The following is an 18619-nucleotide window of genomic DNA, read 5'->3' as shown; positions in this document are numbered from 1 at the left end:
GTCTTAGTTGGCGTGATCGCCGGCCGAGGCGGGGTGACCGGCAGGGGTCTGCCTCGGACCGGCTCACGCAGACTGATTGCCCCTACCGAATCCAGTCGACTCACGTAGGGGCAGTCCCGTCCTGTGGCTCGGGGAAAACCTCGGCGTAGAGGTCAAGGCCACCCATCGTCCTCCACGCGGTCAACGATCTTCAGACCTCGGACACTAGGGGGTGTCTCGAGGGGACGACCGTCGGTGCGGGGTGGCCGGCTCGGGACCGCGACTCTGCGACGTCAGGAGACCGAGGTCGCCTTCCCGGCCCTGTACGTCTGCTCGAACGCCCGCAGGTCGGAGCTGTCGCTCCAGACGGAGGTGACGGAACGGCGCGTGACCGCTCGTGCGCGGTCGTACAGGACGTCCGACTCTCGCTGACCGTCATTCGTCCGCGGCCCGTCCTGCCAGACCAAGGTCTTGACGAGGTCACGGGCGTCCGTGACGACATCCGCCCATTCGTCCCAGAGTTGGTGATTCGAGTCCTTTTCGCTGATCCTCCAGGACGCGATGGCAAGAGCGCCGTACAACATCACCGGCTTCCGCGGGATGTTCCCCCGGAGGGCGGCCGCCTCCAACTCCGAGACGGCCGCGCGGACGGGATCGATGGTGTCCACCGAGGTGGAGTACCAGCGAGCCCTCTCGACGTCTGCCACCGCCGAGATCACGTTGACGCGCGCGTCCTGGCGACTGCGCCGTCCCGACAGCCAGTGCCCGAGGAGGGTGCCGATTCCGAGGCTGCCGATGCCGGACAGCAGCGAAGCAAGGTCCATGACAGGGCATTCGGCCAGAGACGCCGGGGTTCCAGTCGAAACCTTCTCGCTAGCACTTCGCCTCCGGGACCAGGGGGCAGTGCGGGCCAAGGACCGGACCGGTGCGGACCGTCCCTGACAGCTTCCGGCGACGCCGGCTTCCGTCGACTCTGCGGAGCTCGACCTGGCGCCACAAGGGGAGGACTTAGCCTCAGCTCATGCGTGCCGTGCAGATCACCCGCTTCGGCGGCCCCGAGGTCCTCGACGTCGTCGACCTCCCCGACCCCGTCCCCGGCGACGGCCAGCAGCTCTACGAGGTGAGTGCCGCCGGCGTGAACTACGCCGACACCCACCAGACCGAGGACAGCTACCTGGCGCCGCAGCAGCTGCCGCTGATCCCGGGCGCGGAGTTCGTCGGCCGCCCCGCCGGCGGCGGTGAGCGCGTCGTCGGCCTGGTCGAGGGCGGGGGCTACGCCGAGAAGGTGGCCGCGAACCCGCGGCTGACCTGGCCGGTGCCCGACGGCGTCACCGACGAGCAGGCCCTCGCCGTCGTCCTGCAGGGCGCCACCGCCTGGCACCTGCTGCGCACCAGCGCGCACCTGGCCGCGGGCGAGTCGGTCGTCGTCATCGCCGGCGCCGGCGGGGTCGGCTCGCTCGCCGTCCAGCTGGCCAAGCGGTGGGGCGCCGGGCGGGTCATCGCCACCGCCTCCAGCCCGGAGAAGCGAGCGCTGGCCGAGGAGCTCGGCGCCGACGCCAGCGTCGACCCCGCCCTCGCCGACGACGACCCGAAGACGTTCGCCGCCGCGCTGCGCGAGGCCAACGGCGGCAAGCGGGTCGACGTCGTCCTGGAGATGACCGGCGGCAACGTCTTCGACGGCGCGTTCTCCGCGCTGGCACCCTTCGGCCGGGTCGCCTTCTACGGCATGGCCGGCCGCCGCCCGCCGAAGCCGGTGCAGGCCCCGGCGCTCATGGGCACCAGCCGAGCGGTGATCGGCTTCTGGCTGGCGCACTGCATGAGCCGCCCCGCGATGATGGACGACGCCCTGACCGAGCTGCTCCCGCTCGTCGCCGACGGCGCGCTGAAGCCGGTCGGCGGCGGCCGCTACCCGCTGAGCGCCGTCCGCGAGGCGCACCAGGACATCCTGTCCCGCCGCACCACCGGCAAGCTCGTCCTCGACCCCACGCGGTGACCGGCCGGGCCGGGGGCACGTGTGTCCCCGGCCCGGTCGGTCAGAACAGGCGCTGCAGCCGCCAGGCGGCGAGCCCGAGCCCGCAGGCGAGCAGCAGCGTGGCCACCCGCACGAACCAGTACGAGACGTCCTGCGGCTCGGTCGTGTAGCCGATCTGGCTGCCGAGGTCGTCGTAGACGGCCTCCAGCTCGGCGCGGGTGCGGGCCTCGTTGTACTGGCCGCCGGTCTCGTCGGCGATCTGCCGCAGCGCGTCGCGGTCGATCGGCACCGGCGTCACCTCGCCGCCGATCTCGATCGACCCGTAGTCGGTGCCGAACGCGATGGTCGACACCGGCACCTGGGCCGCCTGCGCCGCGGCGATCGCCTGCGTGTTCTCCCGGCCGACGGTGTTGTAGCCGTCGGACAGCAGCAGGATCCGCGCCGGCGGCAGGGCCTCGTCCTCGCCGACGTCGAGCGTGGCCTGGAACGTGGCGATGGTGGTCAGCGAGGTGAAGATCGCCTCGCCGATCGCCGTCGCCTCCGACAGCTCCAGGTTCTGGATCGCGCCACGCACCTGCTCGCGGTCGGTGGTCGGCGCCACCAGCGTCGACGCGGTGCCCGAGAACGACACCAGCCCCAGGTTGATCCGCTCCGGCAGGATGTCGACGAAGTCGCTGGCGGCGTCCTTCATCGCCTCGAACCGGCTGGGCTCGATGTCCTCGGCCTGCATCGACAGCGAGACGTCCAGGGCCAGGACGACGGTCGCGGTCTCCCGTGGCACCCGCACCTCGGTGCTCGGCTGCGCCAGCGAGAGGACCAGCCCCAGCAGCGCCGCCAGCGTCAGGCCGAACGCGACGTGCCGCACCCAGCCGGCCCGCTTGGGCAGCAGGCTCTGCACCAGCCCGGTCTGGGAGAACCGCGCCGCGTACACCCGGCGGCGCAGCTGGCGGACCACGTAGAGCACCGCCAGCGCGACGACGGGGACGAGCGCGATCAGCCACAGCGGTGACTGGAAACTCACGGGCGGACCTCTCTCGTACTGCCGGGGGTGCTCACCGGGACGCCCCGCCGCTGCCGGCACGCCGGCGGTCGGCGACGAACCGGACGACGTCCATCACCCAGTCGCGGTCGGTCCGCAGCTGCAGGTGCCCGGCCCCGGCGCGGCGCAGCCCGGCGGCGATCGCCCGCCGCTGCTCGGCCGCCGCCTCGGCGAAGCGGGCGCGGAAGCGCGGGTCGCCGGTGGGCACCTCGAGGGTCTGCCCGGACTCCGGGTCGACGACGGTCAGCGGGCCGACGTCGGGCAGCTCCAGCTCCCGTGGGTCCACCACCTCGATGCCCAAGAGCTCGTGCCGGGTGCCCAGGCCGCGCAGCGGACGCTCCCAGTCGAGGTCGCCGAGGAAGTCGGACACGACGACGACCAGCCCGCGGCGCCGCGGCGGGCGGCGCAGCGTCTCCAGCGCGGCCGCGAGGTCACCGCGGCGCCCGGTCGCGGCGCGGGGGGTGGCGACGACGGCGCGCAGCAGCCGGTCGGCGGCCAGCCGCCCCGCCTGCGCCGGGTAGCGGTCGATCCGCTCGCCGGTGGTGACGACCGCGCCGAGCCGGTTGCCGCCGTGCACGGTGAGGTGGCTGACCGCGGCGAGCCCGGCGATCGCGAGGTCGCGCTTGTCGCACAGGCCGGTGCCGAAGTCGAGACTGGCCGACAGGTCGACCACCGCCCAGGTCTCGAGCTCGCGGTCGGCGATCGTCTCGCGGACGTGCGGCACCTGGGTGCGCGCGGTCACCGGCCAGTCCATGCGCCGGACGTCGTCGCCCGGGTGGTAGGTCCGGGAGTCGCCGGCCTCGCTGCCCGAGCCCGGCACCAGGCCCAGGTGGTCACCCTGCAGCAGCCCGTCGAGCCGCCGGCGGACGGTGAGCTCCAGCCGCTGGAGCAGGACGTCGGCCGGGCCCTCGCCGAAGTGCGGCGGTGCGCCGTCGGGGTCCGCGGCCGGTACCGGGGTGGGAGCCGGGGCCGGCTCGTCCGCGGGCGGGGCGGGGTCCTCCCCCGCCCGCGCCCGGCCGCGCCGGAGCCTCACGCCTGCGGGTTCCCCGGGGCGTGCCCGTTGCCGCCGGGACCCGGCTGACCCTGGGGCGCCTGACCGTTGGGGACCTGGCCGTGCGGGGCCTGGCCGTTGGGGACCTGGCCGTGCGGGGTCTGGCCGTTGGGGACCTGGCCGTGCGGAGCCTGGCCGTTGCCCGGCAGGCCGCCCGGGGCCTGCGGAACGGGCGGGAAGCCGGCGCCGTAGGGACCCTGCGGCGGGCCGAACAGCGGCGCCCCCGGCGGCGGCACCTGCGGGCCGCCGGGCGCGGCCGGGCCGAAGCCGCCGGAGCGCTGGCGCGGCGTGACCTGCGGCAGCGGCACCGTCTGCAGGATCCGCTTGACCACGTGGTCGGCGGGGACCCCGTCGGCCAGCGCGTCGTAGGACAGCACCAGCCGGTGGCGCAGCACGTCGGTGGTGACGTCGAGGACGTCCTGCGGCAGCACGTAGTCGCGGCCGCGGACCAGCGCCAGCGCGCGGCCGGCCGAGATGAGGCCGAGCGAGGCACGGGGGCTCGCGCCGTAGGACACCCAGGAGGCGACGTCGTCCATGCCGTGCTCGCGCGGCTGCCGGGTGGCGACGACGAGCCGCACGACGTAGTCGACCAGCGCGTGGTGCACGAACACCTGCGAGGCGGTGCGCTGCATGCGGCGCAGGTCGTCGGGGCCGAGGATCGTCTCGGCCACCGGCGGGTTGGCACCCATCCGGTAGATGATCTCGCGCTCCTCCTCCGGGCTCGGGTAGTCCACGAGCACCTTCATGAGGAAACGGTCGCGCTGGGCCTCGGGCAGCGGGTAGACGCCCTCGGACTCGATCGGGTTCTGCGTGGCCAGCACGAGGAACGGGTCGGGCAGCCGGTGGGTGACGCCGCCGATCGAGACCTGCCGCTCGGCCATGACCTCCAGCAGCGCCGACTGCACCTTCGCCGGCGCGCGGTTGATCTCGTCGGTGAGCACGAAGTTGGCGAACACCGGGCCGAGCTCGGTGTCGAAGGCGTCCTGCCCGGCCTTGTAGATGCGGGTGCCGAGGATGTCGGCGGGCACGAGGTCGGGGGTGAACTGCAGGCGGGCGAACTTCCCGCCCACGACCCGGGCCAGCGTCTCGACCGCGAGGGTCTTCGCGACGCCGGGTACGCCCTCGAGGAGCACGTGGCCGCGGGCGAGCAGGGCGACCAGCATCCGCTCCACCAGCCGGTCCTGGCCGACGATGACCCGCTTGATCTCGAACAGGGCGCGTTCCAGCCGCGCGGCGTCCACCGAGGGCGGGACCGGCGCGCCGGCGCCCACGGCACTGGCGCCGGCGGGCTTCTCGAGCGGGCTGCTGGCGGCGGTGGTCACAGGGCTCCCTGTCGTGCCGGTCCTCGGCCTCCGGCCGCGTCACGGCAGCGACACGGGAGGCCGGCGACGGGGCTCCTCGCCCGTCCCGTCCGCCAGTGTCCTACACGGAGCTGGCAGTCCGTCCGTCGCGCGCGCGGGCACGCCGGAGGCCCCGGCGGCGGCCTCGCGGCGCGACGCGCCGGGCGACGCGCCGTCGCCGCGCGACCACGGCACGCCCGGGGTGCGCAACCCCTGCACCAGCGCGGGCGTGACTGCTAGCGTGGTCGGTGCGTCGGGCAGCTCCCCCCGTGGCTGCCCGACGCCCCAACTCCCCGGCCGCGAGCTACGCCGTCGGGCGCACGGCACCGAAGTAGTCACTGCCGTACCACATCGGCGAGACCCTGACGACGTCCCCGCTCTGCGGCGCCTGCACCACCGTGCCGTCGCCGAGGTACATGGCCACGTGGTAGATGGACCTGTAGTCGTCGCCGGTGCCCCAGAAGACCAGGTCACCGGCACGCAGGTCCGCCCGCGCCACGGTCTTCCCGCGGTTGAGGTACCACTGGTCGCGGCTGGTGCCGCCGATCCGGATGCCGGCCCGCGCGTAGGCGTACTCCATCAGCCCCGAGCAGTCGAAGCCACGGATGCCGGTGTCCGGGTAGGTGATGCCGTAGCTCGGCCCGTTGGCGCCGCCGCCTCCCCAGCTGTAGGGGACGCCGCGCTGGGAGAGCGCCGCGTCGATGGCGGTCCGCACCGCCGAGGCCGACGGTGCGCCGGCCGTGGTGGCCCGCGGCGGCGCCGGGTTGCCGGAGGACGCGCCGGTCGACGGCGTCGAACCCCGCGAGGACGACGTCGAGCCGCCCGAGGACGACGACGACGAGGACGACGACGGCGACGGCGAGGACGACGACGAGGACGACGACGGCGAGGACGCGCTGCTGGACGTGCTGCCGCGCGACGGCGCGGCGGCCGGTGCCGGGGCGGGGGCGGCAGGCCGGGCGGCGGCGGCCCGTGCGGCGGCGGCCTGGGCGGCGGCGGCCTGCGCGGCGGCGGCCTCGGCGGCGTCCTGCTCGGCCTGCATCCCGGCGACCTGCTGCCCGGCGGCCTCGGCCTGCTCGGCGACGGCGTCGCGCTGCTCGGTGAGGGCGGCGGTCTGCGCGCGGGCGGAGCTCTCCTGCGCCTGGGCGTCGGCCAGCGCGACGGCGGCCTGCTCCTGCAGCACCTCGGCCTCGGCGGACGCGGTCTGCGCCTGCTCCTCGGTGCGGTCGGCCTGCACCTGCAGCGCGGTGAGCTCGGTGACGACGTCGACGCGGTGGGTGCCGGCCGCCTCGAGCAGCGCGGCGCGCTCGATCAGCTGGGCCGGACCGTCGGCGGACAGCAGCGCCGTGGCGCCGGGCGCGGTGCTGCCCTGGATGTAGGTGGTGCGCGCGTAGCCGGCGACCTGCGCGACGCCCCCGGCGACGTCGGCCTCGGCCTGCGCGGCGGCGGCGACGGCGGCGTCGGCGGCGGCCCGGGCGGCCTGGTAGGCCGCCTGCAGCTGCTCGTAGTCCTGCAGGGCGATCTGCGCGCCCTGGCGCGCCGCGTCGGCGGCGGCCTCGGCCTCGGCCAGCCGGGCGCTGAGCACGCCCACCTGGGCGGCGGCCGCGTCGCGGGCGGCCTCGGCCGCGGCGATCTCGGCGTCGCTGGGGGCGGCCGAGGCGGTGCCCGGCGTCAGCCCGAGGAGGACCAGCCCGGCGATCGCCGTGCCGGCGGCGCGGACCGCCCAGTGATGTCGCGTGCGCGTACCCGTACCCACGTGCCGACCCCTCCCGGCGCGCCGGCGTCGGGGCCGGGCGCGTGCTCTCCGGGCGCCCGTGCGAGCGCCACCCGGACCGGTGATCGACCGGTCCGGGTGACCTGCGGAGGGGTGGACGGGCCCCCCTCACCCCGAGGGGGGAGGCGTCGGCCGGCGCTAGTTCACCTGGCGGCCGCCGGTGCCGGACCAGAAGGACTCGCGCAGCTTGAACTTCTGGATCTTGCCGGTGGCGGTGCGGGCCAGCTCGTCGCGGAACTCGACCCGCTTGGGCGCCTTGTAGCCGGCCAGCCGCGACCGGCAGTGGGCGATGATCTCCTCGGCGGTGGCGGTCCGGCCCTCGGCGAGCACCACGAGCGCGGTCACCAGCTCCCCCCACTTGTCGTCGGGGATGCCGATGACGGCGACCTCGGCGACGGCGGGGTGGCTGAACACGGCGTCCTCGACCTCGATGGAGGAGACGTTCTCGCCGCCGGTGATGATCACGTCCTTCTTGCGGTCGGAGATGGTCAGGTAGCCGCCTTCGTCGAGGCTGCCGCCGTCGCCGGTGTGGAACCAGCCGTCCTCCAGGGCCTCGGCCGAGGCGTCGGGGTTCTCCCAGTAGCCGGCGAGCACGGTGTTGCCCTGCGCGAGCACCTCGCCGGTCTCGCTGACGGCGATGCGCGTGCCCAGCGCCGGGACGCCGGCCCGCGAGAGCAGCTTCGCCCGCTCCTCCCGGTCGAGGTCGTCCCACTCGGCGCGCGGCCGGTTGACGGTGAGCAGCGGCGCGGTCTCGGTGAGGCCGTAGATCTGGTTGAACTCCCAGCCGAGCTCGGCCTCGACGCGGGCGATGGTGCGCGAGGGCGGCGGCGCCCCGGCGACGACGATCCGCACCCGGTCGCGGCCGGGGACCTCGCCGTCCCAGTCGGCGGCGGCCTCGAGGACGGCGTTCCACACCGCCGGCGCCCCGGACATCATCGTCACGCCGTGCTGCTCGACGCGGCGCAGGATCTCCGCGCCGTCGACCTTGCGCAGCACCACCTGGCGGGCTCCCAGACCGGCCATCGTGTAGGGCAGGCCCCAGCCGTTGCAGTGGAACATCGGCAGCGTGTGCAGGTAGACGTCGCGGTCGCTGACCTGCATGTGCATGCCGAAGGTCACCGCGTTGACCCAGATGTTGCGGTGGGTCATCTGCACGCCCTTGGGCCGCGCCGTCGTCCCGCTGGTGTAGTTGATCGTGGCGGTGGCGTCCTCGTCGGGCTCGCCCCACGCGCGCGGCTCGGCGTCGAAGGCGAGCAGCTGCTCGTACTCCTCGCCGGTGCCGAAGCGGTGCTCGGCCTGCACGCCCTTGAGCGAGGTCTCCAGCTCCGGGTCGACCAGCAGCACCCTCGCGCCGCAGTGCCCGACGATGTAGGACACCTCCTCCGGGTTGAGCCGGAAGTTGACCGGCACCGCCACCCGGCCCGAGGACGGGACGGCCAGCAGCACCTCCAGCAGCCGCGCGGCGTTGTGGCTGACGATCGCGATCCGCTCGCCCTCCCCCACCCCGAGCGCGTCGAGCCCCGCCTGCAGCGCGCGGCCGCGGCGGGCCACCTCGCGGTAGGACACCTCCCCGAGCGACGGTGCCGGCTGGGCGGGCTCGTCGACGACACCGACCCGGTCGCCGTAGACCAGCTCGGCACGGTCGAGGAAGTCGCGGGTGGTCAAGGGCACGCGCATGCGGGCTCCCGGTGGCAGGGCTGCCGGCGTCCCGGTCAGCCGCTGGACGTGGTCGGTGTCACGCTAGCCGCTGGCGAGCAGCAGCCACGCGGCCACGACCGTCCCGGCGCTGGCCGCGAGCGCGCGGACGGTGTCCACCCGCAGCAGCCGGGCGAGCACGCGGGCGTCGAAGCCCTCCCCCAGCCGCCGGTGCAGCGGCACGGCCAGCAGGCCGGTGACGCCGAGGACGACGGCCAGGCACACGCCGCCCGCGAAGACCGGCAGCAGCGGGACCCCCTCGGGCCGGGCCGCCAGCAGCCACAGCGTGGTGATCCCCTGCCCGGCGAACAGCGGGCCGACCACGGGCGGGATCCGCCGCTGGTGCGCCCGCTCGTAGGCGGGGAACGCCGCGGCCGGCACCAGGGCGAACTGCGGGTAGACGACGGCGCGCACCGTCCACTGGAAGCCGGCGTAGGCCGCCGTCAGCACCAGGTGGACGACGAGCAGCGTCACCGCCGCGTCGTCGCCGGCTTGGGCGGCCTGCCGCGCCAGGCGAGGCTCTGCGCGTCCAGCGCGCGCAGCAGCGGGTCGCCCTCGGCCAGCACCCGCTCGGCCAGGGCGACCGCGCCGGCCAGCTGCTCGTCCGACAGCTGGGCGAACGCCGGGGAGCGCCGGCGGTCGAGGACGTCGTACCAGCGCCCGCCGACGGCGTGGTCGAGCACGATCCGGCCGAAGCAGTGGTCGGCGGTGACCACCCAGCGCCCCTCCCGCGCGCGCTCGGGCAGCTCCTGCAGCACCAGCGCGCGGTAGCGGGCCTCCAGCTCGGCGCGGCTCACGCCGTCCCCAGCAGCCGTGGCAGCGCGTCGGAGATCGGCTCGCGGACGACGAGGTCGGCCAGCCCGTCGTAGGGCGTGGGCTCGGCGTTGACGATGACCACGCGGGCACCGTGCGCGGCGGCGATCTCCACCAGGCCGGCCACCGGGTACACGACCAGCGAGGTCCCGACGGCGAGGAAGACGTCGCAGTCGGCGGCCGCCTCCGCCGCCGCGGCGAGGACCCGCTCGTCCAGCGCCTGGCCGAAGCTCACCGTGGCCGACTTGAGGATGCCGCCGCAGGCCAGGCAGGCCGGGTCCTCCTCGCCGGCGTCGAGGCGGGCCAGGGCGCTGTCCATCGACGTCCGGTCGCCGCAGGACAGGCACTCGACGGCGTGCACGGTGCCGTGCAGCTCCAGCACCCGGTCCGGCGAGGAGCCCGCGGCCTGGTGCAGCCCGTCGACGTTCTGGGTGAGCAGCGCCCGCAGCCGGCCCTGCGCCTCGAGGCCGACCAGCGCCCGGTGCCCGGCGTTCGGGGCGACGTCACCGGCCCGCAGGTCGGCACGCATGCGCCACGCCTTCCGCCGGATCGCGGGGTCGGCCACGTAGTAGGACAGCGTCACGAGCTTCTCGGCGTCGGGGTCGCGGGTCCACACGCCGTTCGGGCCGCGGTAGTCGGGGATGCCGCTGTCGGTGGAGACGCCGGCACCGCTGAGGACGGCGATCCGCCGGGCGCCGGTGAGCCACTCGGGCAGCGGGTCGGGGACGGCACCGGTCACGCACTCCACCGTAGGTCGGTGGTGAGAGCGACGTCACGGAGGAAGGGAAGGGTCGCCTCACCAGGACCTCTGCGTCGCGGGCTGGGATGATGGAGGGTGGCATTCAAGCCCGATGGACACTCGAGGGTGAGGCGCAAGCAGTGGCAGCCAGCAAGGACAGCTTCGGAGCCCGGTCGACGCTCAGCGTCGAGGGCACCGACTACGACATCTACCGGCTCGACGCGGTCGAGGGCTCCGACAAGCTCCCCTTCAGCCTGAAGGTCCTGCTCGAGAACCTGCTGCGCACCGAGGACGGCGCGGACATCACCGCCGACCACATCCGGGCGATCGCGAACTGGGACCCGTCGGCCGAGCCCGACCAGGAGATCCAGTTCACCCCGGCCCGCGTGGTCATGCAGGACTTCACCGGCGTCCCCTGCATCGTCGACCTGGCCACCATGCGCGAGGCCATGGCCGACCTCGGCGGCGACCCGAACAAGATCAACCCGCTCGCCCCGGCCGAGCTGGTCATCGACCACTCCGTCATCGCCGACGTCTTCGGCACCCCGGAGAGCTTCGAGCGCAACGTCGAGATCGAGTACCAGCGCAACGGCGAGCGCTACCAGTTCCTGCGCTGGGGCCAGGGCGCCTTCGACGACTTCAAGGTCGTCCCGCCGGGCACCGGCATCGTCCACCAGGTCAACATCGAGCACCTGGCCCGCGTGGTCTTCCCGCGCCAGGAGGGCGACCGCGTCGTCGCCTACCCCGACACCTGCGTGGGCACCGACAGCCACACCACCATGGTCAACGGCCTGGGCGTGCTGGGCTGGGGCGTCGGCGGCATCGAGGCCGAGGCCGCGATGCTCGGCCAGCCGGTGTCGATGCTCATCCCGCGCGTCGTCGGCTTCAAGCTGACCGGCGAGCTGCCCGAGGGCGCCACCGCCACCGACCTGGTCCTGACGATCACCGAGATGCTGCGCCAGCACGGCGTCGTCGGGAAGTTCGTCGAGTTCTACGGCGCCGGCGTCTCCGCCGTCCCGCTGGCCAACCGCGCCACGATCGGCAACATGAGCCCGGAGTTCGGCTCCACCGCGGCCATGTTCCCCATCGACGAGGAGACCATCACCTACCTGCAGCTCACCGGCCGCTCGCCGGAGCAGGTGGCGCTGGTCGAGGCCTACGCCAAGGAGCAGGGCCTCTGGCACGACCCCTCCCGCGAGCCGGCCTTCTCCGAGTACCTCGAGCTGGACCTGGCCACGGTCGTCCCCTCGATCGCCGGCCCCAAGCGGCCGCAGGACCGCGTGGCGATCACCGACGCCAAGCACGCCTTCCGCGCCGCACTCGCCGACTACGTCTCCGACGACGAGACCGGCGGGGACGACCGCAAGCCGGGCGTGCCGCAGAACGAGCAGCCCTACGGCGTCGAGTCCCGCGTCGACGAGGCGTCGGCGGAGTCCTTCCCGGCCTCGGACCCGGCCACCTCGGCCCCGGGCAGTGAGCGCGGCAACGGCAGCGCCGGCCAGCCGCACCACTACGAGGACGACCCGGTCTCCGGCCGCCCGTCGAAGCGGACCCGCGTGGTCCTGGAGGACGGCACCGAGACGTTCGTCGACCACGGCTCGGTCGTGATCGCCGCGATCACCTCGTGCACCAACACGTCCAACCCGCAGGTGATGATCGGCGCGGCGCTGCTGGCCAAGAACGCCGTCGAGCGCGGCCTGGCCACCAAGCCGTGGGTGAAGACGACGCTGGCCCCCGGGTCCAAGGTCGTCATGGACTACTACGAGAAGGCCGAGCTCACCCCGTACCTGGAGAAGCTCGGCTTCTACCTGGTCGGCTACGGCTGCACCACCTGCATCGGCAACTCCGGCCCGCTCCCCGAGCCGGTCAGCGCGGCGGTCAACGAGGCCGACCTCGCCGTCGTCTCGGTGCTCTCGGGCAACCGCAACTTCGAGGGCCGGATCAACCCCGACGTCAAGATGAACTACCTGGCCTCCCCGCCGCTGGTCATCGCCTACGCGCTGGCCGGGTCCATGGACGTCGACCTGAACAACGACCCCCTGGGCCGCGACGAGGACGGCAACGACGTCTTCCTGCGCGACATCTGGCCGTCCCCGCAGGAGGTCCAGCGGGTCATCGACCACGCCGTCTCGGCGGAGATGTTCAGCAAGGACTACGCCGACGTCTTCGCCGGCACCGAGCAGTGGCAGGCGCTGCCGACCCCGACCGGCGACACCTTCGAGTGGGACCCGCAGAGCACCTACGTGCGGCGTCCCCCGTACTTCGAGGGCATGCCGGCCGAGCCGGCCCCGGTCGGTGACATCACCGGCGCCCGCACGCTGGCGGTGCTCGGGGACTCGGTGACCACCGACCACATCTCCCCCGCCGGCTCGATCAAGGCCGACAGCCCGGCCGGGAAGTACCTCCGGGAGCACGGCGTCGACCGGCGCGACTTCAACTCCTACGGCTCGCGCCGCGGGAACCACGAGGTCATGATCCGCGGCACCTTCGCCAACATCCGGCTGCGCAACCAGCTGGTGCCCGGCACCGAGGGCGGCGTCACCAAGAACCACCTCACCGGCGAGACGACGACGATCTACGACGCCTCCGTGGCCTACGCCGAGGCCGGCATCCCGCTGGTCGTGCTGGCCGGCAAGGAGTACGGCTCGGGCTCGTCGCGCGACTGGGCGGCCAAGGGGACGGCGCTGCTGGGCGTCAAGGCGGTCATCGCCGAGAGCTACGAGCGGATCCACCGCTCCAACCTCATCGGCATGGGCGTGCTGCCGCTGCAGTTCCCCGAGGGCCAGAACCGGGAGTCGCTCGGCCTGACCGGTGACGAGGAGTTCACGATCACCGGGATCACGGCGCTCAACGACGGCGAGACCCCGCGCACGGTGAAGGTGAGGGCGGGGGACGTGGAGTTCGACGCCCGCGTCCGGATCGACACCCCCGGCGAGGCGAACTACTACCGCAACGGCGGGATCATGCAGTACGTGCTCCGCTCGCTGCGCGGCACGGCCGCCTGATCGGGGCTGCGTCATGGACCTGGGCCTGGGCGGTCGCGGCTACCTGCTCACCGGCGCGAGCCGGGGGCTGGGCCTCGCGACCGCCCGGGCCCTGGTCGCCGACGGGGCGCGCGTCCTCGTCAGCTCCCGCTCGGCCTCCTCGGTCGACGCGGCCGTGGCGGCCCTCGGCGACGGCGCGTCCGGGGTGGCGGCCGACCTCGCCGACCCCGGCGCGGCCGGCACCCTGGTGACGACGGCGCTCGAGCGGCTCGGCCGGGTCGACGGCGTCCTCGTCTCCGTCGGCGGGCCGGCGCCCGGCACGGTGCTGCAGACGGCCGAGGAGGACTGGCGGGCCGCCGTCGACAGCGTCCTGCTCGGGCCGCTGCGGCTGCTGCGGGCGCTGGTGCCGCACCTGTCCGAGGGCGCGGCCATCGGCATGGTCCTGTCGACGTCGGTGCGCCAGCCGATCGGGCACCTGGCCATCTCCAACGCCCTGCGCCCGGGCCTGGCCATGACCCTCAAGGCACTGGCCGACGAGCTCGGCCCCCGCGGGATCCGGGTGGTCGGGCTGATGCCCGGCACGATCGCCACCGACCGCATCACCGAGATCGAGGCCGCCTCCGGCGACCCCGCGAAGGCGCGCTCCCGGACCGAGGCCGGCATCCCGCTGCGGCGGGTCGGCGAGCCCGACGAGTTCGGCCGGGTCGCCGCCTTCCTGCTCTCCCCCGCCGCGTCCTACGTCACCGGCACGATGGTCGCCGTCGACGGCGGCGTCCTCCGTACTCCATGACGGACCCCCTCGCCCCCCGCCCCTCGCAGGCTCGCGGCGGGCCCCTGCGCGAGGGCCACGTCCTGGTCGCCTGCGCCCACGGCACGCGCAACCCCACCGGGCGGCGGCTGGTGGCCGAGCTCGCGCTGGCCGCGCGCCGGCTGCGGCCGGGCCTGGTGACCACGGCGGCCTTCGTCGACGTGCAGCCGCCCACGGTGGTCGACGTCGTCGCGGGGCTCGCCGCGGACGGGCGGCCGGCCGTGGTGGTGCCGCTGCTGCTCTCGGGCGGGTACCACGTGCACGTCGACATCGCCGGCGCCGTGGCCGCGCACGACTCCGCCGTCGCCGCCCGGCCGCTGGGACCGGACCCGCGGCTGGCGGCGGTGCTGTCCGACCGGCTGGCCGAGGCCGGCGCCGACCCGCGCGACCCGCTGACCGCCGTCGTGCTGGCCGCCGCCGGGTCCTCCGACCCGCGCTCGCGAGCCGACGTCGAGGACACCGCCGACCTCCTGCAGCGCTCCTGGGCCGGCCCGGTGACCACCGGCTACGGCTCGGCCGCGCAGCCACCGGTGCCCGACGCGGTCGCCGCGGCGCGGCGCGGGGGTGCCGAGCGGGTGGTGGTCGCGTCCTACCTGCTGGCGCCCGGGCACTTCCACGGCAGGCTGGCCGAGGCCGGCGCCGACGCCGTCACCGCTCCGCTGCTGCCCGACGAGCGGATCGCCGCCGTCCTGCTCGACCGCTACGACGCCGCGTTGGACTGAGCTCAGCCGGGCAGCTCGCCGACCCGCGCCACCACCCGCCCGCTGCGGTCGCACACCCACACCGCGGCCGCGTCGCGCGCCTCGACGGTGAGCGGGTGCCCGCGGGGGTGCTCGGGACACTCCGGCCAGGCGCCCCACACGACGTCGAACGCCGCCTCCTGCAGCTTCTCCGTGGCGTCGAGGACCTGCTCGAGCGGTGTGCCGTCGACGAGGAAGAGGCCGGTCCCGGTGCCCGTCCGGGTGTCCCGGAGCCAGCCCTCGGCCGGCACCGGGAAGGCCCCCGTGTCCCGCTCGAACCGCGCCCCGCCGGGGTGCGTGCGCTCGAGGTCGGCCAGCACCGGCGCGCACGCCGCCCGCACCTCGTCCCACGTCGCCACGGGGGCAGGCTAGGCACCGGGACCTCCCGCGCGCGAACCGCGGACAGCGCTCAGCCGGGCCCGGTGGCCACCGGGCGGGACGGGTCGGCCGACCACTGCGACCACGACCCCGGCCACAGCGCCGCGTCGATCCCGGCCTGCGCGAGCGCGGCCACCTCGTGCGCGGCGGTGACGCCGGAGCCGCAGTAGACGCCGACCGCCGTCCCGGGCCGCACCCCGAGCGCGGCGAACCGGTCGGCGAGGTCGCGGCGGAACGTCCCGCCGGCGGCCAGGTTCTCCGTCGTCGGCGCGCTGACCGCGCCGGGCACGTGGCCGGCGCGCGGGTCGACCGGCTCGACCTCGCCGCGGTAGCGCTCGCCGGCCCGCGCGTCGAGCAGCACGCCACCCCGCGCGGGCAGCGCCGCCGCCTCGTCGGCGGTGAGCGTGGGCATCCCGCCGCCGGTCAGCACGACATCCCCGGGCTCCGGGACGACCTCGCCGGTCTCGAGCTCCCCGCCGGCGGCGACCCAGGCGTCCAGCCCGCCGTCGAGCAGCCGCACGTCGGTCAGCCCGCCCCAGCGCAGCAGCCACCACGCCCGCGCGGCGGCCAGCCCGCCGGTGGCGTCGTAGGCGACCACCGCGTCCCCGGCCCGGATCCCCCACCGCCGGGCCGCGTCCTGCAGCGCCCGCACCGGCGGCAGCGGGTGCCGGCCCTGGGCGGACGACGGCGGCGCGGCCAGGTCGGTCTCCAGGTCGGCGAACACCGCGCCCGGCAGGTGCCCGGCCCGGTACCGCTCCCGCCCGTGCGGGTCGCCCAGCGCCCAGCGGACGTCGAGCAGCACCGGCCGGGGAGCCGCCGCCCGCAGCTCCGCGGCACCGACCAGCACGCTCACCGGGGAGCGGTCAGCAGCCCGCGCAGCTCCTGGGTGAGGGCGTCGCGGGCGTCGCGGCGGCCGAGCCACGCGGCCGGCGTCGCCTGGAAGAGCGTGGTCTTCCACCGCCCGCCGCCCTCGTCGACGGCGACCAGCGTGTGGATGCTGTGCAGCCCCGGGTCGATGTCGTCCTCCCCCGGCGGGATCATCCCGGCGTGCGCGTGCAGCACGGCCACGCCGTCGCTGATCGCCCGCACGGACCGGACCACGGCCACGTAGGTCGCCGTCGGGTGGCTGCCGAACACGCGCCGCAGGTCCGAGGCGATCGAGAGCCGGCCGCTCACCGTCGTCCCGTCGTAGCCGACCATGTCGCCGTCGTCAGCGAACACCGCGGCCACCGCCGCGCCGCTGCGCCGGTTCCAGCCGTCGACGAAGGCGGCGTAGAGGGCGCGGATCTGGGCGTCGTACGGGTGCGCGGACGTCACGGAGCTCCTCCTGGTGCTGCTGGGGCAGGAGGAACGCTAGTTGCTACGCCGCGCCGACCGTCCGACGCTCGCCGTCGGCGAACTGGGTCCGGTAGAGGTCGGCGTAACGCCGTCCGAGCGCCAGCAACTCCTCGTGAGTGCCCGACTCCACGATGCGACCGTCGTCGACGACGAGGATCTGGTCGGCGCTGCGGATGGTCGACAGCCGGTGCGCGATCACCAGCGACGTCCGCCCGGCCAGCGCGGTGTCCAGCGCGTGCTGCACGGCCACCTCCGACTCGCTGTCGAGGTGCGCGGTCGCCTCGTCGAGGATGACGACGCCCGGCGCCTTGAGCAGCACCCGGGCGATGGCCAGCCGCTGCTTCTCCCCGCCGGAGAGCCGGTAGCCGCGGTCGCCCACCACGGTGTCCAGCCCGTCGGGCAGCGAGGCGACCAGCGCGGCGATCCGGGCGCCGGTCAGCGCCGCCCACAGCTGCTCCTCGGTGGCCTCGGGCCGGGCGTAGAGCAGGTTCGCGCGGATGGTGTCGTGGAAGAGGTGGGCGTCCTGGCTGACGACGCCGATCGTGTCGCGCAGCGAGGCCAGCGTCGCCTGCCGGACGTCGACGCCGCCGATCCGCACGGCCCCCGAGGTCACGTCGTAGAGCCGCGGCACGAGGTTGACGATCGTCGACTTGCCGGCACCGGAGTGCCCGACGAGCGCGACGAGCTGCCCGGGCTCGACGCGGAAGGACACGTCGTGCAGCACCGCCGTCGGCCCGCCGTGCTCGGGCAGCGACACGTCCTCCAGCGACGCCAGCGACACGTCCGCGGCCGCCGGGTAGCTGAACGACACGGAGTCGAACTCGACGGACCGGTCGTCGGCGGGCAGCGGCACCGCGTCGGGTGCCTCGGCGATCATCGGCGGCAGGTCGAGCACCTCGAAGACGCGGTCGAAGCTGACCATGGCGCTCATGACGTCGACCCGGACGTTGGACAGCGCCGTCAGCGGGCCGTACAGCCGCGACAGCAGCAGCGCCAGCGCGACGACGTCGCCCGGCGACAGCGACCCGTCGAAGGCCAGCCAGCCGCCGAGGCCGTAGACCAGCGCGGTGGCCAGCGCCGCCACCAGCGTGAGCGCGGTGAAGAAGGTGCGGCCGTACATGGCCGACAGGACGCCGATGTCGCGCACCCGCGCCGCGCGCCCGCGGAAGCTCTCGGCCTCCGCGGCAGGGCGGCCGAACAGCTTGACCAGGAGCGCGCCGGCCACGTTGAACCGCTCGGTCATCGTCGCGTTCATCGACGCGTTGAGGCCGTAGGACTCCCGGGTGATCTCCTGCAGCCGCCTGCCGATGCGGCGGGCGGGCAGCACGAACAGCGGCACCATCACCAGCGAGAGCAGCGTGATCTGCCACGACAGCGAGAACATGACGCCGGCGGTGAGCACCAGGCCGATGACGTTGGAGACGACGCCGGACAGGGTCGAGGTGAACGCCTGCTGCGCGCCGACGACGTCGTTGTTCAGGCGGCTGACCAGCGCGCCGGTCTGCGTGCGGGTGAAGAACGCGACCGGCATCCGCTGGACGTGCTCGAACACGCGGGCGCGCAGGTCGTAGATGACGCCCTCGCCGATGCGCGCGGAGTACCAGCGGGTGGCCACCGAGATGCCGGCGTCGACCACGGCCAGGCCCGCGATCAGCAGCGCGATGCGGACGATGCCGCCGGCGGTGCCGTCGAGGCGGGCGATCCGGTTGATGATGTCGCCGGCCAGCAGCGGCGTGATGACCCCGATGACCGAGGACGCCACCACCAGCAGCAGGAACCCCGTCAGCTCGCGCCGGTAGGGCCGGGCGACGCCGAGGATCCGGCGCACCGTGCCCTTCGGCAGCTCACGCGAGGTGACCGACGGGTCGCGGCGGAAGGAACGCATCGCCGCCATGGAGGTCATGGGGCTGCTCATGCGGTGACCTCCTCAGCCGGAGACGGGGACCGGCGGCAACGAGAACAGCCACCG

The 18619-nt window shown here is 74.8% G+C and carries 17 protein-coding genes; 4 read left to right on the top strand and 13 right to left on the bottom strand.

The window, feature by feature from the left end; all coding sequences use genetic code 11:
* Positions 1 to 272 precede the first annotated feature (272 nt).
* Positions 273 to 803: a hypothetical protein gene (locus JD79_RS14640; protein WP_110006111.1), complete on the bottom strand. Its 531-nt coding sequence runs from the start codon at positions 801 to 803 to the stop codon at positions 273 to 275.
* 197 nt (positions 804 to 1000) lie between these two features.
* Between JD79_RS14640 and JD79_RS14635 the strand changes: the two genes are divergently transcribed.
* Positions 1001 to 1972, top strand: a complete 972-nt coding sequence (locus JD79_RS14635) for a quinone oxidoreductase family protein (RefSeq protein ID WP_110006110.1) — start codon at positions 1001 to 1003, stop codon at positions 1970 to 1972.
* A 40-nt stretch (positions 1973 to 2012) separates the two neighbouring features.
* Here the strand turns inward: JD79_RS14635 and JD79_RS14630 are convergent, their stop codons facing one another.
* The 8 genes from JD79_RS14630 to JD79_RS14595 form a co-directional block, all read right to left on the bottom strand.
* Positions 2013 to 2972 (bottom strand): VWA domain-containing protein, encoded by a 960-nt coding sequence (locus JD79_RS14630; protein ID WP_110006109.1) that lies wholly within the window; start codon positions 2970 to 2972, stop codon positions 2013 to 2015.
* Between the two features lie 31 nt (positions 2973 to 3003).
* The gene (locus JD79_RS14625; RefSeq protein ID WP_110006108.1) at positions 3004 to 4023 is read right to left on the bottom strand and encodes a DUF58 domain-containing protein; all 1020 of its coding nucleotides are present in this window, start codon (positions 4021 to 4023) and stop codon (positions 3004 to 3006) included.
* The gene (locus tag JD79_RS14620) at positions 4020 to 5363 is read right to left on the bottom strand and encodes an AAA family ATPase (protein ID WP_245900107.1); all 1344 of its coding nucleotides are present in this window, start codon (positions 5361 to 5363) and stop codon (positions 4020 to 4022) included. Before JD79_RS14620 ends, JD79_RS14625 begins: the two co-directional genes overlap by 4 nt.
* A gap of 322 nt (positions 5364 to 5685) precedes the next feature.
* Complete coding sequence (locus JD79_RS14615; RefSeq protein WP_245900106.1) at positions 5686 to 7137, bottom strand: C40 family peptidase; 1452 nt, start codon at positions 7135 to 7137, stop codon at positions 5686 to 5688.
* Between the two features lie 156 nt (positions 7138 to 7293).
* Entirely contained in the window at positions 7294 to 8832 is a 1539-nt protein-coding gene (locus JD79_RS14610; RefSeq protein WP_110006107.1) for an AMP-binding protein, read from the bottom strand.
* Between the two features lie 63 nt (positions 8833 to 8895).
* Entirely contained in the window at positions 8896 to 9324 is a 429-nt protein-coding gene (locus tag JD79_RS14605) for a DUF1772 domain-containing protein (RefSeq protein ID WP_110006106.1), read from the bottom strand.
* Entirely contained in the window at positions 9321 to 9647 is a 327-nt protein-coding gene (locus tag JD79_RS14600; protein WP_110006105.1) for a hypothetical protein, read from the bottom strand. The genes JD79_RS14605 and JD79_RS14600 overlap by 4 nt, the downstream gene beginning before the upstream one ends.
* Complete coding sequence (locus JD79_RS14595) at positions 9644 to 10402, bottom strand: SIR2 family NAD-dependent protein deacylase (protein WP_110006104.1); 759 nt, start codon at positions 10400 to 10402, stop codon at positions 9644 to 9646. Before JD79_RS14595 ends, JD79_RS14600 begins: the two co-directional genes overlap by 4 nt.
* Before the next feature lie 140 nt (positions 10403 to 10542).
* Between JD79_RS14595 and JD79_RS14590 the strand changes: the two genes are divergently transcribed.
* From JD79_RS14590 to JD79_RS14580, 3 genes are read left to right on the top strand one after another with little or no spacing between them, the layout of a single operon-like run.
* The gene (locus tag JD79_RS14590) at positions 10543 to 13407 is read left to right on the top strand and encodes an aconitate hydratase (protein ID WP_245900105.1); all 2865 of its coding nucleotides are present in this window, start codon (positions 10543 to 10545) and stop codon (positions 13405 to 13407) included.
* A 13-nt stretch (positions 13408 to 13420) separates the two neighbouring features.
* A complete protein-coding gene (locus JD79_RS14585) occupies positions 13421 to 14176 on the top strand; it encodes an SDR family oxidoreductase (protein ID WP_110006102.1) in 756 nt (251 codons plus the stop codon).
* Positions 14173 to 14916: a sirohydrochlorin chelatase gene (locus tag JD79_RS14580; RefSeq protein WP_110006101.1), complete on the top strand. Its 744-nt coding sequence runs from the start codon at positions 14173 to 14175 to the stop codon at positions 14914 to 14916. Before JD79_RS14585 ends, JD79_RS14580 begins: the two co-directional genes overlap by 4 nt.
* Positions 14917 to 14918: 2 nt before the next feature.
* Here the strand turns inward: JD79_RS14580 and JD79_RS14575 are convergent, their stop codons facing one another.
* From JD79_RS14575 to JD79_RS14560, 4 genes are read right to left on the bottom strand one after another with little or no spacing between them, the layout of a single operon-like run.
* Positions 14919 to 15293 (bottom strand): hypothetical protein, encoded by a 375-nt coding sequence (locus JD79_RS14575; RefSeq protein WP_110006100.1) that lies wholly within the window; start codon positions 15291 to 15293, stop codon positions 14919 to 14921.
* A 50-nt stretch (positions 15294 to 15343) separates the two neighbouring features.
* Complete coding sequence (locus tag JD79_RS14570; protein WP_110006099.1) at positions 15344 to 16165, bottom strand: sulfurtransferase; 822 nt, start codon at positions 16163 to 16165, stop codon at positions 15344 to 15346.
* Positions 16162 to 16629, bottom strand: coding sequence for an SgcJ/EcaC family oxidoreductase (locus JD79_RS14565; protein WP_110006098.1), 468 nt, complete (start codon positions 16627 to 16629; stop codon positions 16162 to 16164). The genes JD79_RS14570 and JD79_RS14565 overlap by 4 nt, the downstream gene beginning before the upstream one ends.
* 43 nt (positions 16630 to 16672) lie before the next feature.
* Complete coding sequence (locus tag JD79_RS14560; RefSeq protein WP_110006097.1) at positions 16673 to 18565, bottom strand: ABC transporter ATP-binding protein; 1893 nt, start codon at positions 18563 to 18565, stop codon at positions 16673 to 16675.
* Between the last annotated feature and the right edge of the window lie 54 nt (positions 18566 to 18619).

Origin of the sequence: Geodermatophilus normandii, from assembly GCF_003182485.1 — a bacterium.
GTDB classification, from domain to species: domain Bacteria; phylum Actinomycetota; class Actinomycetes; order Mycobacteriales; family Geodermatophilaceae; genus Geodermatophilus; species Geodermatophilus normandii.
Note: the sequence above shows the minus strand (reverse complement) of the source record. Positions and strands in the feature narration are given on the sequence as shown.